The sequence below is a fragment of the Vibrio sp. RM-69-4 genome, from assembly GCF_024743775.1.
GTDB lineage: Bacteria > Pseudomonadota > Gammaproteobacteria > Enterobacterales > Vibrionaceae > Vibrio > Vibrio anguillarum.
In genome coordinates this window covers 39,522-56,009 of sequence record NZ_JAMQXI010000094.1, presented here as the reverse complement: position 1 = coordinate 56,009, position 16,488 = coordinate 39,522, and the positions used below count along the sequence as shown (strand labels likewise).

General features: G+C 43.4%; 12 protein-coding genes. 6 read left to right on the top strand and 6 right to left on the bottom strand.

The window, feature by feature from the left end; all coding sequences use genetic code 11:
- Position 1: 1 nt before the first annotated feature.
- The 3 genes from proX to proV are packed head-to-tail and all read right to left on the bottom strand — an operon-like array spanning position 2 to position 3,302.
- Positions 2-1,009, bottom strand: a complete 1,008-nt coding sequence (gene proX / locus NB504_RS18055) for a glycine betaine/L-proline ABC transporter substrate-binding protein ProX (protein WP_258429553.1) — start codon at positions 1,007-1,009, stop codon at positions 2-4.
- The gene (proW, locus tag NB504_RS18050) at positions 1,006-2,112 is read right to left on the bottom strand and encodes a glycine betaine/L-proline ABC transporter permease ProW (RefSeq protein ID WP_105976986.1); all 1,107 of its coding nucleotides are present in this window, start codon (positions 2,110-2,112) and stop codon (positions 1,006-1,008) included. Before proW ends, proX begins: the two co-directional genes overlap by 4 nt.
- A 2-nt stretch (positions 2,113-2,114) precedes the next feature.
- Complete coding sequence (proV, locus tag NB504_RS18045) at positions 2,115-3,302, bottom strand: glycine betaine/L-proline ABC transporter ATP-binding protein ProV (protein ID WP_013867972.1); 1,188 nt, start codon at positions 3,300-3,302, stop codon at positions 2,115-2,117.
- A gap of 339 nt (positions 3,303-3,641) precedes the next feature.
- Here proV and NB504_RS18040 point away from each other — a divergent pair, with 339 nt between their 5' ends.
- The 6 genes from NB504_RS18040 to NB504_RS18015 all read left to right on the top strand — a co-directional run bounded on the left by NB504_RS18040 (position 3,642) and on the right by NB504_RS18015 (position 12,288).
- The gene (locus tag NB504_RS18040; RefSeq protein ID WP_405054823.1) at positions 3,642-4,466 is read left to right on the top strand and encodes a tetratricopeptide repeat protein; all 825 of its coding nucleotides are present in this window, start codon (positions 3,642-3,644) and stop codon (positions 4,464-4,466) included.
- A gap of 187 nt (positions 4,467-4,653) precedes the next feature.
- Positions 4,654-6,564 (top strand): arginine decarboxylase, encoded by a 1,911-nt coding sequence (speA, locus tag NB504_RS18035; protein ID WP_026027469.1) that lies wholly within the window; start codon positions 4,654-4,656, stop codon positions 6,562-6,564.
- Complete coding sequence (gene speB, locus NB504_RS18030) at positions 6,565-7,494, top strand: agmatinase (protein WP_013867969.1); 930 nt, start codon at positions 6,565-6,567, stop codon at positions 7,492-7,494.
- 269 nt (positions 7,495-7,763) lie between these two features.
- The gene (locus NB504_RS18025; RefSeq protein ID WP_258429550.1) at positions 7,764-9,674 is read left to right on the top strand and encodes a methyl-accepting chemotaxis protein; all 1,911 of its coding nucleotides are present in this window, start codon (positions 7,764-7,766) and stop codon (positions 9,672-9,674) included.
- A 53-nt stretch (positions 9,675-9,727) separates the two neighbouring features.
- On the top strand, positions 9,728-11,410 hold the full coding sequence (locus tag NB504_RS18020) for a pyridoxal-dependent decarboxylase (RefSeq protein ID WP_258429549.1): 1,683 nt from the start codon (positions 9,728-9,730) through the stop codon (positions 11,408-11,410).
- Between the two features lie 158 nt (positions 11,411-11,568).
- Positions 11,569-12,288 carry a carbonic anhydrase gene (locus NB504_RS18015; protein ID WP_258429548.1) on the top strand — a complete coding sequence of 240 codons (720 nt, stop codon included), beginning with the start codon at positions 11,569-11,571 and terminating at the stop codon, positions 12,286-12,288.
- A gap of 120 nt (positions 12,289-12,408) precedes the next feature.
- Here NB504_RS18015 and NB504_RS18010 read toward each other — a convergent pair whose 3' ends face one another.
- The 3 genes from NB504_RS18010 to NB504_RS18000 all read right to left on the bottom strand — a co-directional run bounded on the left by NB504_RS18010 (position 12,409) and on the right by NB504_RS18000 (position 16,311).
- Positions 12,409-14,124 carry a bifunctional diguanylate cyclase/phosphodiesterase gene (locus tag NB504_RS18010; protein ID WP_258429547.1) on the bottom strand — a complete coding sequence of 572 codons (1,716 nt, stop codon included), beginning with the start codon at positions 14,122-14,124 and terminating at the stop codon, positions 12,409-12,411.
- Between the two features lie 292 nt (positions 14,125-14,416).
- A complete protein-coding gene (locus NB504_RS18005) occupies positions 14,417-15,721 on the bottom strand; it encodes an inosine/guanosine kinase (protein ID WP_258429546.1) in 1,305 nt (434 codons plus the stop codon).
- Between the two features lie 113 nt (positions 15,722-15,834).
- Positions 15,835-16,311 carry a CreA family protein gene (locus NB504_RS18000; protein WP_026028212.1) on the bottom strand — a complete coding sequence of 159 codons (477 nt, stop codon included), beginning with the start codon at positions 16,309-16,311 and terminating at the stop codon, positions 15,835-15,837.
- Positions 16,312-16,488 lie beyond the last annotated feature (177 nt).

Sequence of the window (16,488 nt, the reverse complement as noted above, 5' to 3'; positions counted from 1 at the left end):
CTTACTTCGCTGCTTCTTTGGCGGTTTTTATCCACGAATCGAATTCAGATTGGTGAGCTTTTATCCAACCATTGGCATGAGCTTCAATATCTTTGGCAGAGTTTTTACCTTTACTCATGATCATGTTTTGCGCACTGATATCATTAATATTCAACTTCATGATTTCAAAAAGTTTTGCTGCGGCTGGGTTTTCTAGAGTGAATTTTTTATTGGCGACAATCAGCATACTGTTCATCTCAAAGCCGAAGTTCTTTCCATTGGGTAGGGTTGTATCGATATTTTTGCGCTCACCAGGTAGGGCAGAGAAAGGGACTTCAAGCCAAGTGACATCTTTACCAGGGACCAACACCCCACTCACCCAATAAGGTGTCCAAGTGTAATAAAGGATAGGGTCGCCTTTTTTGTAGCGTGAAATTGTATCGGCAATGATAGCGGCATAGTTACCTTGGTTGTGAGTAACGGTCGGTCGTAAACCGTAGGCGGTTAAGTGCTCCTCAATCACCATCTCACAACCCCAACCGGGTGTGCAGCCAGTTAAATCTGCTTTACCATCGCCATTTGCATCAAATAGCTTGGCGATTTTAGGGTCTTTTAACTGAGCAATATTAGTAATACCGTACTTATCTGCCGTTTTTTTATCAATCAAGTAGCCTTGCGCTGCTCCTGATATATATTGACCTTTTCGATAGAACTTAGCGTCGCCGCCCGCCATCGAGTATTTGTCGGCGTGTAAAGGAAACCACCCAACGGCGAGATAGGTTGCATCGCCTTCGGCAATCGAAGTATAAGCCACGTTGTAGTCGACTTCCTTGGTCGGTTTGACATCGTACCCCAGCGCTTCCATCGCTTTGTTCACGATGAGAGTTTGAAATGTTTCTTCAGCCACTGTCGATTGTACGGGTTGTACACTAATACCTTTGCCAGGAAGTTTATCAGCCCAAGCGCTGATTGGTAATGCCGCCGATGCGATTAAACTGGTTGAGATTAACGTCTTCCATGCGTAATTCATTTCTGTTCTCCTAGATTGTTGGCACTCTGATGAGTCAGTTTTTGCTTCAGTAAATAAAAGGGTGAGATAGGGCCGGTTTGATACCAGCGTACTTTTTGATCGCGATTTTCTGTACCGATATGCTGAGTTAGGCGATCAAGTAAGATGGCGAGAATGACAATGCCAAGTCCCCCCACGGCAGCGAGTCCCATATCAAGTCGGCCAATACCACGCAAAACCATTTGCCCCAAGCCACCGACAGCAATCATGGAGGCAATTACAACCATCGACAGCGATAGCATCAGTGTTTGGTTGACACCGGCCATAATGGTCGGCATGGCTAGTGGTAACTGAATACGGTAGAGCATCTGTTTTGGGCTTGCGCCGAATGCATGGCCTGCTTCGATAAGCTCTTCGGGAACTTGTTGAATACCTAAGATGGTTAAACGAACAATCGGTGGCAGGGCGAAAATAATGGTTACCACCACGCCAGGTACGTTGCCAATTCCGAACAGCATCACGATCGGGACTAAATACACGAATGCGGGCGTGGTTTGCATCGCATCCAAAACGGGGCGGATGAATTTTGCAGCCGTTTGATTTCTGGCCAGCCAAATCCCAAGTGGCAAGCCAATCAATAGGCAAAAGAATACCGAGGTCATGACCAAGGCGAGGGTGACCATTGCTTGTGACCACGCTCCGATTAATCCAATCGTAATCAGCGAGGCTAATGAAGCGATACCCATTTTAGGTCCAGCAAGTTGCCATGTGATCAGAAATAAAATCAACAACATCACAGGCGCTGGCGTTGAAACTAACGTGGTTTCAAATGAACTTAAAATAAAATCAACAGGTACTCTGACAGCTTGAAATAATGGCCTACCGTGTTCCACTAACCAACCCAGCCCGGTTTCAACCCAGTGATCAAAGGGGATAATTGCATCTTGAAATGGGTGTAGCCAATCGAAAGGCGCGGGAGCGTCGGTTGCGCCATTTAACCAATCACCTGCTGTAGTTGGAGACGCAGTGGTCGCTGACCAAGGATCGCTGCTGACAGGCGTTTGCGCGGCAGACGCCCATGGGTCAAGCGCCTCTGTGGATTGAATGTTGGTTTCCGTTGTCATAATTATTCCCTATCCAAAGTCTGCAATAAGCGTGATTTGGTGATCACGCCGTAATAATTTCCCTGCTGATCGACAACAGGCACGGCGTAGGGGACTTCAGCCACTTGGCTGATTAATTCACTAACAGACAGCTCCGGATCAACCGTCACAATGTCAGGCAGTAGTGCCGCGCTAAGTGATGTTTGTTGCTTGAGAGCTTGTTTCAGAGAGTCGAGCGACACAATGCCAGAGTATTTATTCGTACGGTCAACTACAATTCCGTAGTCTCGGTCATGATCCATCAGTAACTGCATTGCTGCAGCCGGGCCATCATTGTCGTGTTTTTTAAAAACGGCCGCGGGTTTTTTACGGGCAATGTCTTTAGCTGAAAAAACACTGGCAACATTAACGCCACGAAAGAATGAACTGACGTAATCGTTAGCAGGATGATGCAATATTTCATCGGGCGTGCCCGTTTGTACGACGATGCCATCTTGCATGATGGCGATACGGTCACCAATTCTCATTGCTTCATCAAGGTCATGAGAAATAAAAACGATGGTTCGCTTATCATCATTTTGCAGGCGGATTAGTTCATCTTGCATTTCGGTGCGGATTAACGGGTCGAGTGCGGAAAATGCTTCGTCCATTAACAAAATGTCAGGGTCGTTGGCGAGTGCACGGGCCAAACCAACGCGTTGTTTCATCCCACCCGATAACTCATCAGGGAATGACTCACAGTAGGCGTCTAAGCCAACCCGAGCGAGCGCTTCTTTTGCACTTTTATTACGTTCATGAGCCACCACTCCTGATAGTTCTAATCCAAAGGCAGCGTTTTCAAGAACGGTCATATGTGGCATGAGTGCGAAGTTCTGAAATACCATTGAGATATTTTTACGTCTTACATCGCGCAGCTCTTGCTCTGAAATATGAGCAATATCCTTACCCTTCAGTAAAACACTTCCTTGGGTTGGCTCAATCAGGCGGTTCAACAATCGAACTAAAGTGGACTTGCCCGAACCGGACAAACCCATAATGACAAAAATCTCCCCTTCATTGATTGAAAGAGACACATCCTTGACCCCAACAGTGAGCCCGGTTTGCTCGAAAATTTGGTCCTTATCCAACCCTTTTTCTAACAGCGGGAAAGCCTGTTGTGGAGTCTCTCCAAATACCTTGTAGAGGTTCTTAACTTCTAACACGGGTGACATGATTTACATCCTTTGTTCTTCATGGCTATTTAATGTTTAGCCGTAAATATGTATAGTACACTAAACATTAGTTTGACGGATTTCAAGTTTTAACTGAATATTTATTGGTCTTTTTGTCATTAAGTTATTGATTTTTTGTGTATAAAATAAAACGCAAGAAATGAAAAATAGTTTGAGCTGAAATTGTTGTGTGAAAATGGTAAGCCTGAGAGGCTTGGCTTTATTGGTGTGAAGAACTGAAAATGGCGACGAATAAATCGACAACGTGTCTGATGAAAGAGGTAGAGAGTGAGAAAAATAAATGAACAACCGATTGTGCGGCAATTATTGCAGCTATTCTTGTTCCTGATAGTGCTAACGTCTTTCCCAACCCTGGCACAGGAAGAGCCTTATTCTGAATCGCCAATACTGGATCGTCCTTTGGTTGAGCGCTACATATTGGATGAGCTGAAAGCGTTAAGACAAGATCAACAAGATCTTGAACGGCGACTCACGATTCAAATTACCGACAGAGAACTGTCCGTTGCAGACAAGTCACTGAATTACTCGAATGTGACGGTGACCTATTTTTTCTATGTCATCGCTGGTGTTGCCTCATTAGTTGCATTAATTGGTTGGCAGTCACTTAAAGAAGTGAAGCACAACACGCGTGAGCTGGCCGATAAACGGCTAAATCAAATTGCGCAGGAATATGAGAAAAAATTCCTCGCCTTGGAGCGAGATCTTAAGCGCAAAACACGCATCATTACTGAAAACAACCGTGAAATTGAAATTATTAATGAAATCCATAACTTATGGTTGAGAGCGCAAAGTGTCCAAACACCAGAACAGCGTATTGAAGTGTATGACGAAATTTTAAAAATCCGTCCCGGAGATTTGGAAGCGTTGACATACAAAGCAGATGCTGCGATGGAAATTCGAGAATACTACTGGGCACTGAGCCTATGTAATCGCGTGCTAGAGTTAGATGATGCTAATGCACCAGCCTTGTACCAACGAGCATGTGCGTATGCGCGTATCGGAGCTGAAGAACAAGCGGTTGAGGATTTACAAAGAGCCACGGAAATTAGCGCTTCATTGCGAGATTTAATTGCAGAAGAAGCTGATTTAGAAGGGCTACACGGCAATAAGAAGTTTGACGAGCTGATCAGTGGCAACGTTTGATTTTGTATTAAATTTCATCCACTTTTTATAACGAACTTGTGATAATCAAACGTAATCTTAACGACAAATTATTATCATTAGACACACATACGCTTTTAACCGTTAATGCGCCTGACGTTACAGGCGTCAAGTCGTGATATCAGACTTTCTGATTCACTTTTTACTCTCTGTTTTTGTGAGATTAGATGTGGAACAACCATCCAAATTAGATCGCGTTCGCGCTGACTACAATGTTCATTATTGGAGCCAAGGCTTCTTCGGTATTGACAATCAAGGCGAAGTTTATGTTTCGCCGCGCCATGATAAGGCGCACCAAACCCCCTTGAGTTCGATCGTAAAGCAGCTTGAAGCGCGTGATTTAAATTTGCCTGTGCTTGTACGTTTTCCGCAGATCCTGCATCAACGCGTACATAACATCTGTGACGCCTTTAATCAGGCGATTGAAGAATACCAATATCCAAACAACTACCTGTTGGTCTACCCAATCAAAGTGAACCAACAAAAAGAGGTGGTAGATGAGATTTTAGCCAGCCAAGCGCAGCTAGAGACTAAACAGCTTGGATTGGAAGCGGGCAGTAAGCCAGAATTATTGGCGGTATTGGCTTTAGCCCAACAAGCAAGTTCAGTGATTGTATGTAACGGCTACAAAGACAGAGAGTACATTCGTCTGGCCCTGATTGGTGAAAAGCTTGGCCATAAAGTATTCATCGTTTTGGAAAAATTGTCTGAGCTGGATCTCGTGCTGAAAGAAGCGAAAAGCCTAGGCGTGAAACCACGTTTAGGGCTCCGTATTCGTTTAGCTTCTCAAGGCGCGGGGAAATGGCAGGCGAGTGGTGGTGAAAAATCGAAGTTTGGGCTCTCTGCCTCTCAAGTGTTGACCGTTATCGAACGCCTTAAAAAAGAGCAGCAATTAGAAGCATTGCAACTGGTGCATTTCCACTTAGGTTCGCAAATGGCGAATATTCGTGATGTGCGTAATGGCGTGAACGAAGCGGCGCGTTTTTACTGCGAGCTGCGTGATATTGGTGCGGAGATTGACTTCTTCGATGTGGGTGGCGGTTTGGCGGTGGACTACGACGGTACACGCAGTCAATCATCCAACTCGATGAACTATGGTTTAGCTGAATATGCACGCAATATCGTAAGCACGGTAAGCGATGTGTGCCAGTTATATAGTCAGCCAAGGCCAGTCATTATTTCTGAATCAGGCCGCTCGATTACCGCGCACCACGCCGTACTTATCACTAATGTTATTGGTACAGAAGCGTATTACCCAGAAGAGATTCCAGAAGTCGGTGAAGAAGCTCCGGTATTGCTACAAAACATGTGGCGTAACTGGCAAAGCTTAAGTGAAGGCTCTGATGCGCGTGCACTGATTGAAATTTACAACGATACGCAAAGCGATCTGTCGGAAGCGCACAACCAGTTTTCGACTGGCGTTATTAACCTTCAGCACCGTGCTTGGGCTGAACAGCTATCGCTGCGCATTTATCACGAATTGACACTGCAAATGAGTACCAAAAACCGTTTCCATCGTCCTATTTTGGATGAACTGAATGAGCGTTTGGCGGATAAGTTTTTTGTTAACTTTTCACTGTTTCAATCATTGCCAGATGCGTGGGGAATCGACCAAGTTTTCCCTGTGTTGCCATTGTCTGGCCTTGAAAAAGTGGAAGATCGCCGCGCCGTGATGCTGGATATCACCTGTGATTCTGATGGTGCCATCGAGCAATACGTCGAGGGGCAAGGTATTGAAACAACGCTGCCAGTGCCAGCATGGAATGCTGATGAACCGTATTTGATGGGATTCTTCCTTGTAGGAGCCTATCAAGAGATCTTAGGCGATATGCATAACCTATTTGGCGACACACACAGCGTGGTGGTGAACATGGCAGAGAATGGAGAAACCGAAATCGTATCGATCAACGAAGGAGACACGGTTGAAGATATGATGCGCTATGTTCATATTGATGTGGATGCCATCCGTAAAAACTACCGCGAATTAGTTAGCCAGCGTGTGGCGGTTGAAGAACAAGAAAATGTATTGCAAGAGCTTGAGCAAGGCTTGAGCGGTTATACCTATCTAGAGGATTTCTAAATGAATGATTTGTTTACTAAAACTGATTATTCCCTGTATTCCAATGCGATGACGTTTGTACGTCGTCCTTATGTTAAAGACCCAGTAAGTGCAGATGCCGATGTCGTGGTACTGGGCGTACCTTTGGATATGGCTACATCAGGTCGCCCGGGGGCGAGAATGGGTCCAGATGCGATTCGTCGCGCTTCAGTGAACCTTGCATGGGAAGGTAAAAAGTTTCCTTGGAACTTTAACTTGTTCCAAGATACCAAAGTGATCGACGCGGGTGATTTGGTGTTTGATTGTGGTGACGCTGAAGATTTCACTTATCGCTTAGAAGCGGCGACTAGCGAAATTCTAAAAAGTGGCAAAACCATGCTTGCTTTAGGTGGTGACCACTTTATCACGCTGCCTATATTGCGCGCTTATGCCAAATATTATGGCGAAATGGCATTGATTCACTTTGATGCTCATACAGACACCTATGCCAATGGCAGCGCTTATGATCACGGCACTATGTTCTATCATGCGCCGAAGGAAGGGTTAATCTCAGCCAAGCATTCTGTGCAAGTGGGTATTCGTACCGAATACAAACAGGAAGGGCACGGTTTTAATGTCATCAATGCGATGCAAGCGAATGATATGTCAGTGGAAGAGATCGTCGCTAATATTCGTCAAACTATTGGTGATAAACCCGTATACCTAACGTTTGATATTGACTGCTTAGATCCCGCTTTTGCTCCTGGAACGGGTACGCCAGTATGTGGTGGATTGAATTCCGATAAAGTGCTGAAAATCATTCGTGCATTGGCCGGTATTAATTTGGTGGGAATGGATGTTGTTGAAGTTTCTCCTCCGTACGATCAAAGTGAGCTAACTGCTTTGGCTGGTGCGACAATTGCTCTAGAGCTGCTTTACGTTTGGGCTTCTAAGCCAAACGTGGCGTCATAAAAAATAAGTCAGCGCGCAGCATCACCACTGCGCGTTTTTCTTAACCATCATCTCAACGTATTTCCATTAAAAATCATCATCTTGTCTTTCAATGTAAAATTCATTTTGCGCACTCAATAATAAATATTAATGACATAACTTGCATAAGTGTTCGCCGTGTACCAATTTTATTAGGTTGGCTAGGTGTCTCATTGGTCTACCATTCATATTAATAATATGATCAAGTTTCACCTTAATCTTTCTAGCTGTTATACGGTGAGGGTGAATCTATGACTTTAGGTTTTAAAAGCAGAATATATGTGAGCGTAGCACTGCTCGTTGCGATTTCTTTAATCGTTTTGGGCACCATCAACATGCTGTCGTTAAAAGAGAAGATGATTACCTCTTTAACCACAGAAACTCAAAACAAGCTCAACTATCACGTTTCTGAACTCGAATCTTGGGTGAAAACACGTTATCAAGCCGTAGTTAAAGGTTCACAACATTTCCGATCTGCTCTTTCTGATCAAGAGAATGTCAACTTAGTTCGATTGTTAGCTGAGAGTGCGCAAATTTCAAATGTCATTATGGCGTATGACGATGGCCGTGCCTATATGTCGTTTGACAAAGACAACGGAGTTGTTACAGGTCAACAAAATTTCACCAGTAGGGATTGGTATCAGCAAGCAAAAACCTCTCGAACTGCTCAGGTAACTGAAATTTATGAAGATAAAATCACCGGTAAACAGGTTATTAGTGTAGTTATGCCTGTCTACCAACAAAGCCGTTTCATTGGTGTTTTGCTGGGAGATATCCAACTGGATGAGGTTATTGTCCAAGTCAGTAATATGCGCTTTGCCGGCGGTGCAGCGACACTAACCGACAAGCATGCTGTCTTTTTTGCTAGTGATGATCCTAGTGATATTGGACGAACGCCCTCGCAAGTCAGCCCTAATTTCCTCGAAATGGAGAAACTTTTTAGCCAGCAAGATGCTGGTCATTTGTCATTTCCTTATTTAGGTATTGAGTTTGATGGTTATTTCAAGCGCGTTAGCCTAACCGATAACATGTACTGGACCATGATGGTGTTCGTCGACAAAGGTACAGCGTTAGCTAATGTGTATGAAGCGCAAAGTAGTGCTATTTACACTGGAGTGACTTTGCTCATTATCAGCGTCGCGGCAATCTTCGTCATTCTTAATTATATCTACAAGCCTTTGTTGCGCCTGAAAAAAGCGGTGCTTGATCTTTCGAAAGGCTCCGGTGATTTGACACGCCGCTTGGAGGTGAATGGTGATGATGATTTAGCGCAGATAAGCCAAGGCTTCAATTTATTCTCAGAAAATCTACAAAAAATGATGTTGCAAATATCTGATGCCAGTCAAAACATCTCCTCTAATATTGAACAGTTAGGTCAAACGGCAAAGGAAAATGAGCGGATGCTGCTTTCGCACTCATCTGAAACAGAGCAAGTAGTGACGGCTATTACTGAAATGAGTGAAAGTGCACGTACTGTGGCAGAGAGCGTCACTCAATCGAATCACATTACTGACTCGGCGAGCCAAGAGGCCAAACAATCGATTATTATTGTGAATAATGCGGTTGAAACGGTCAGCTCATTGGTGAGTGATGTTGAACAGATGTCTGAGCGCATTGCCAATATGAACAAAGATGCGATCAAGATCAGCGAAGTATTGACCGTGATTGGCGCTATTTCAGAGCAAACGAACTTACTTGCGTTGAATGCAGCGATCGAAGCGGCGCGTGCGGGTGAGCAAGGCCGTGGGTTTGCGGTGGTTGCAGATGAAGTTCGTGCTTTAGCGGCGAGAACGCAAAACAGCACTACTGAAATATCAGATATGCTGGCCAAGCTACTTGAAGGAACGGATAGCGTTGTAGCCGCAATGGACAAAACTAAAAACCAATGTCAAACCACAGCAGATAAAACGTCTGAAGTTTCTGGCAGTTTAAACATCATGAGTACTTCCGTTTCCGAAATTGATGATTTGAGTACGCAGATTGCTGCTGCGACCGAACAGCAAAGTACAGTCGCAGAAGAGCTCAGTCGCAATATGCTAGCGATAAGAGACATCGTTGAATCATTGGTGGTGAGTGGCAGACAAACCGTCAGTGCTACGGAGTCACTCTCTTACTCAAACCATGAGCTTGACCGCTTGGTCTCCAACTTTAAGTTAAAGTAATAAAACGCCGCTAACGCGGCGTTTTATTTGGGATTAAGCACGGAGAGAGCATCATGAAAACAGCGTATTATAGCGTGTGGCTAGATGAGCACGCCAACCAACTGAACCCTGCGTTTGAGCAAATTTTCCAGACAGTGAAAGCGCATTTTTTTGCTCGCGATCCCAATCGTTGGCCTTTGTATCGTATTCACGAGATCGCCCGTTGGCTTGAAGAGCGAAAAATTGATGCGCCAACCGTGGTAAATACTGCATTGCAGCAACAATTACGGTATTCAAGCACCATTCCTCGACACTCGAGCCACGCCATTCACCCTTTTAACGACTTAGCGCTTTATGCCGCGAAACGTTCAAAAAACTGGGATGACCCTCGCTCAGTGGAAAATGTGATCTCGACACCTTGTGATCCGGCTATTCACGGTGCGCTACTTGCGACTATTGCCAACCCTAACTTGGTTTATAGCGAATATGCGGGAGATGCCATTGAACTGGAAAAATTAGTCGTGCGGCAGATCGCGCATTTAGCTGGTTATGATAGTGATCAAGCGACTGGAGTATTCACACAAGGAGGTACATTTTGTAATTTGTACGGCTATCTATTAGGTATTCGAAAAGCGTTGCCAAAGTCAGCTCTGAATGGTTTGGCGGGAGAAGATTACAGGATATTCAATTCAGAAGCAGGTCACTATTCAAACATGACAAATTTGTCGTTGTTGGGGGTTGATGTTCAAGGTAAAGCGATTCGGATCAAAGTTAAAGATAACAATGAAATGGATTTGGCTGAATTAGACCAACAATTGATTTTCTGTTTTAAAAATGGCATTGCTGTTCCTAGCATAATGCTGACATTTGGCAGTACCGATACCTTCGCAACTGATGATATTGAACAGGTTTATGCGATAAGAGAAAGAAGATGCCAAGAATATGCGATTTCGATAAAACCACATATTCATGTTGATGCTGCTGTTGGGTGGAGTATGTTGTTTTTTCAAGAGTATGATTTTGAACGCAACCCTTTATCGCTTAATCGGGCAACACTGACGGGTATTGAATCCTTATTGCCGAGGATTAAAAGTTTACAATTAGCGGATTCATTTACGGTCGATTTTCAAAAATGGGGTTATGTCCCTTATACTTCCAGCTTGGTGATGCTCAAAAACAAACACGATCTCGCGGTATTAAAAACAGATCCCGGTTATTACTCCTACTTTGAACATGCTCAAAGAGAAGAGAGCCATTTGCAATCGACCATTGAATGTTCACGCAGTGCCGTGGGTGTTTTTTCTGCCTATTCAGCACTGCAACATTTAGGTATCGAAGGCTACCAAACCGTGATTGGTCATACATTGCAAAATGCTAATTATTTACGCTGCCAATTAGCCGCTCTACCACACTGCAAGGTGGCAGCAGTAGAAAACCAAGGGCCAAGTGTTACTTTTCGTCTCTATGACCCACAGAAAGTGACGTGTGCTGAATCGATGTTTGATCAAGAAATGAACGTCGCACGTCAGGGTTCTATGGTTGATTCGATAGTAGAGAATACGCTCTACCATCGTCATCAGTTCTTATCTCATAAAGGCCAGCATCTCAACACCAATTGGGTCGATTCGATTGCGCGCACTCATTATGATGACACTGGACATTGTTTACATATTCCGGGAGAAAAAGCGGTTTTAATGAACCCCAATACCACCCGAAAACATATCGAACAGTTTTGCCAAAACATTGTTCGGCGCTAGCCATGGAAAGGGTGAGCGCGAACTGAAATGAATGACTAGTCACGTCAATGTAATGTTATTTTTCACCACGGATGCGGTATGAAGAATGTATTACCATGTGCGCGTGATATTAACCTGAATGTTACATTTTAGATAACAAGCTGTCTCAAGGAACGATAATGAAAAAACAACTGCTGACCCTAGCAATTAGCGTTTGCTTTACCTATGTGGCGCAAGCAAATGAATGGGGATATGAAGGTGAACGTGGTCCTGAACATTGGGGACATGTTTCTAAAATTTGTGAAATGGGCAAAAATCAAAGCCCAATTGATATCAATGGCCTCGTTGAAGCTGATTTAAAATCTTTAGATATCCACTATTCAGGCGTTGTGGGTACATTGACCAACAATGGACACACGCTGCAAGCCTCAGTTTCAGGGAAAAATACACTGGTAGTGGATGGTACAGAATTTGAACTCAAACAATTTCACTTCCATACCCCTTCTGAAAACTTAATTAAAGGACATCAATATCCTTTAGAAGCGCATTTTGTGCATGCTGATGCGGCTGGCAATCTGGCAGTTTTGGCGGTGATGTTTGAAACGGGCGCACAGAACGAACCATTAGCCCAGCTTACTGCGGAGTTGCCTAAAGTTGGGGCTAGTGTGCCGTTAGCAAAAGAGTTAGCAGTACAGTTACTGTTACCTAAGCTAGATGAGTATTACCGTTTTAATGGATCACTCACAACGCCGCCTTGCAGTGAAGGCGTGAGATGGTTGGTGGTCAAGCAGCCGAACAGTTTGTCACAGCAACAAAGTGCAGCACTACATAGTGTGATGGGAAATAACAATCGGCCCATACAAGCTCACAATGCTCGCTTAGTGCTAGAAAAAGAATAACAACGCTCTTTGAACGATTTGAAGTCGCAGTCGGGCTCACAGGGTTTACTATTTCCTTTCCGCTCTGCTTCTTCAAATTTTAGGTGTAAGTGCTTAATTTAGCTAAGCTATTTTTTGTGCTTATTCATTAACAGCATTTAATGTATAGCGGCTTGCACTGGCTAAAGATAGTGGTTTTGAAAACCAATAGCCTTGTAAATAAGTTGCCCCCATCTCTTTAAATTTTTGGTACATGTCGCCATTTTCAACCCCCTCAATAACAATGTCGACGCCATTGGTGTGACAAAACTGGATGAGAAAGGCTAAATATTGTTCTGATGCTGGGTTAGTCAGTGTTTTCCATACAATGCTTTTGTCTATTTTAATTTGATTGAGGGGCAAATCAAAGAAGCTATTGAGTGAGCTAAAACCAGCTCCAAAATCATCCAGCGACAGTTGAAACCCCATTTCATTTAAGGAGTGAAGCTGGTTAATCGCATTTTTATCGCCATCGAGTATGACAGTTTCCGTCAGTTCTAACACAATAGAAGAGGGCAATACACCGGAAGTCTTAGCCATTGTTAGTATCTGTTGTGGGAAGTCACTTTTCAGAAGTTGAAGGACTGAAACATTAATATTAACCCGAATATTAACCCCATTTTGTTTATTGTAACGGCCAATAAACTCACAGGCTTTTTTGAAGACAAAATAGCCTAAATCAACAATCAGCCCCTTTTTTTCTGCAACGGGAATAAATTCGTCCGGGAAAATCTCACCAAACTCTTTTGAGCGCCAGCGGACTAAGGCTTCAAAGCTGGATACCTGCCCTGATTGTGCATGAATAATGGGTTGGAATTTCACGGACAATGAACGTTGATCTAATGCTTCCTTTAAGCCTCTTTCGATGAAGAAATAACGATCAACGTTTTTTTGAATTCGGCCACTGTAAATTTCGATACGAGAATGATTTTTGGCACTAGCAAATTGGCAAGTTCGTGATGCAATATTTAACAACTCATCGGCAGATATAGCACGGTTTATCTCAGGATAGACACCAATGCTAATATCATTACCATAGAGGTGCCCATGCTCCGTGGCTGATTTCGAATAGTGCTTCATTATTTGAGAGCAGATATGCTTGAGCTCATCGTATGAGCGTTCTCCTCTAAGTAATATGGCAAAATCGTCAGAGCGAATACGGTAAAAATCAGCAAATTCATCGGGCAGTTCACGCAGTGCACTGACGACGTGATTCAGTAAATCTTTAACAATATCTGAGCCGTATTGATTGAGATAAGACTTAATATCTTCAAGTTGGATGTAGATAAGTGAATAAGGCTCTCCAATTTTGAGTGCTTTCTCATCAATATCGAGCAGTAATTTACTTCGATTATAGAGGCCTGATGAACTGTCAAAAAATGCAGCTTGATGAATGTAATCTTCCATCAATTTTTGATCGGAGATATCTTTATGGCTACCCACCATAAAATGTTCACCGTTCACACTTTTTGTGACCGCATTCCCCTCTAACCAGATATATTGACCATTTGCTTTTTTGACTCGGTATTGAATCGTTTCCCTTGATTCAGTGGTGCTGATATGCTCGTCGACGCGGCTATTGAGCAGTGCACGATCCATAGGATGAACCAAACTCAGCCAATCAGCATAGGAAATAGTTTCGCTGTTTACACCAAATTGTACATAAAATGTTGGATTATAGAGCACCATGTTTCCATCGCTGCTCATATAAAACAGACCTTGACTAAAAAAATCGAGAATATGAACCAGACGCTGCTTTGCAACGGCACTGTCTAGGTCTGAAATTGAATACTCTTCCTGCGGAAATGACATTGTCATGTTAATCCTAATTCAAGCGAAAGCAGCAATGGATGATAATTGTGAGTCTTGATCCAAAACCTTTATGACTCATCTTTAAAGAGTACTATAACGCTTGTACTAAGATGTCTCAATTATAAAACTATTGATTCATCAATTAGGCACAAGTTATCAGTTTATTTCACGGAAGTTGTTATTTCTGAAACGAAATGGTGAGACTTAAATAACGTAGGATCGCATCGTGCGGTTTATTCGTTGTGGAAAGAATAAAAGCGACAAATTGTCGCTTTTATTCATGTAGAAGTCATACGATTTAACGATCCCAATACGCTTCTTCTAGGCTATCTTCACGTTCTGGTAATGCTCGCGATAAACGAGGAGAGTGCTGTGTGAGCACTTCGTAGCTGACACGGTTTGCATATTTGCAGATCTGAGATAACGAAGAGTAAGTGAGATACGGCACATCATGTTTGGCAGAGTTTGGAACATTACGTTGATGATAACTATTCGCGGCCATATCGTGCAATAAAGCCGATAGCGCTCCGTCTCCCGCTCCGTTAGTGTTTTTGATTTCCAATGGGCCACCCAAGTAAGGGCCAATGTGTGAATACACTTTTATTGGGTTGAGGCAGTCTTGTTTTCGCATCGCACGGCTAAATTCGTACTTGTTAAATTCAGCAATATTACCCGGTAGGAGAGGTAGTTCAGTTTCGCGCTTTGCACTTTCATCAGTGTAGCTAGCCATATAAAGACCCACGGGCCCCGCGGTGCAGAGGATTAAATCTACCCATTCGAGTGCTTTGTTAGCCGCAAGCAGTGGATCTTTCTCACCAGTTAACGCTTCACCTTCTTCTTCATTCATGGCGACGACTGTAATGTTTTCTTTGATGTAGTCTTGCCACCACTTCGTATTACCTTCAATTACATACTTAGTGCCTAGGGTTAACACCACTGGAATGTGCTTGGATTTAGCGATCTCAATCGCGCGTTTGACAGCCAGTGGCATCGGATCTTCGGGTTTACCACGCATTAAGTAAGAAGAGACTACCAAAGCAGACGCTTTTTCAAAAACTTCTTCAGGAATACTATCAGGGCGAAGTTTATTCATATGCCCTTCATTTATCGCAAAAGTGCGTTCACCATCGTCGGAGATTAAGGTGTAGCAGCGCCCGATTGGTCCATCTACGGTTTGTAGGTGGTTTAAATTCATGCGTGATGAAGTCCTGCACAAATAACGATAGCTGTATGAGCCGACTTCAATATTTTTGGACATCACGCCGAGCAAAACGGATTTGCTATCGGCCAACACAGAGTAGTTGTGCAGTGTGTTGCCAATCGTATCTCCCGGGTATTGGTGAGTAATTAAACCTCGTTCGACTAGCTCTTCATAGAGCGCATCGGCTTTGCTCTCTTCGAGCACCAGTGAGTGACCTTTACTCAATTGATGTTTCTCTAAGAACTCATTGTCTACACGAGCTTCAATATCAACAATGGTTTGCCCAACACCGACCACTGTTGGGCGGTGGAGCATAGCCGTTTGTTGAATTTGATTGACGAGAGGGTCACGAGCATGAGTCGGAAAATAGTGCTTAGATTTACGCTGTCCAGGAAACTTCATGTTGAAAAATGAGAATTGAAAATTTCCCGCATCATATCACGGATATGAAAGGTTACTTTCATTTTTATTACATAAAAAAGTGAGCCAAATCCAGATAGCCGAGGCGTTAGCGGCTATTTAGTGAGCGTTATGTCCGTACTATAAGCCTTAGTCCCCCAAAGCGGTACGGTCGATAGGCTGTGCTTGAAGCTACCATCTGTTTCTTTGGTAGTATAAGACAAGTAGATCAGGGTTTGATTTTCTGCATCGTAGATACGTCTGACTTTCATTGACTTGAAGAAAATGCTTTTTGACTTCTTAAACACGATTTCGCCTGATTTGCTCTTATCAATTTTTGCAATCATCTCTGGGGTAATGTCACCAGTCTGACGACACGAGATTGAGCTATCACTTGGATCAGAAAGACTCAAATTAGCCTCAATTGAAGCAATATGGCACGTAACACCAGTCACAATATCATCACTTAGATTTTCGATTTTTACGTCTTTAAGCGTGAAAAATCCGAGCGATACATCGCCAACTTCATTGCTATCGCAGCCAACTAAACCAAAGCTAAGTATGAATGCGGTGGTGATGAGTTTCTTGTTCATGTCTATAATCCATTTATCCATCTTTCTGCACATGATAGCAGCATCAAAGGAGAATGATATAGGCTGTTATGTTGATGTTTTGGCCAGCATATCTGCAGTTTAGATGAGGATAATGTGAGTAATGGCTTGTCGCATATCGATCTGGTCAGTATCCTGCTTGCAACAATTAGAAGAAGA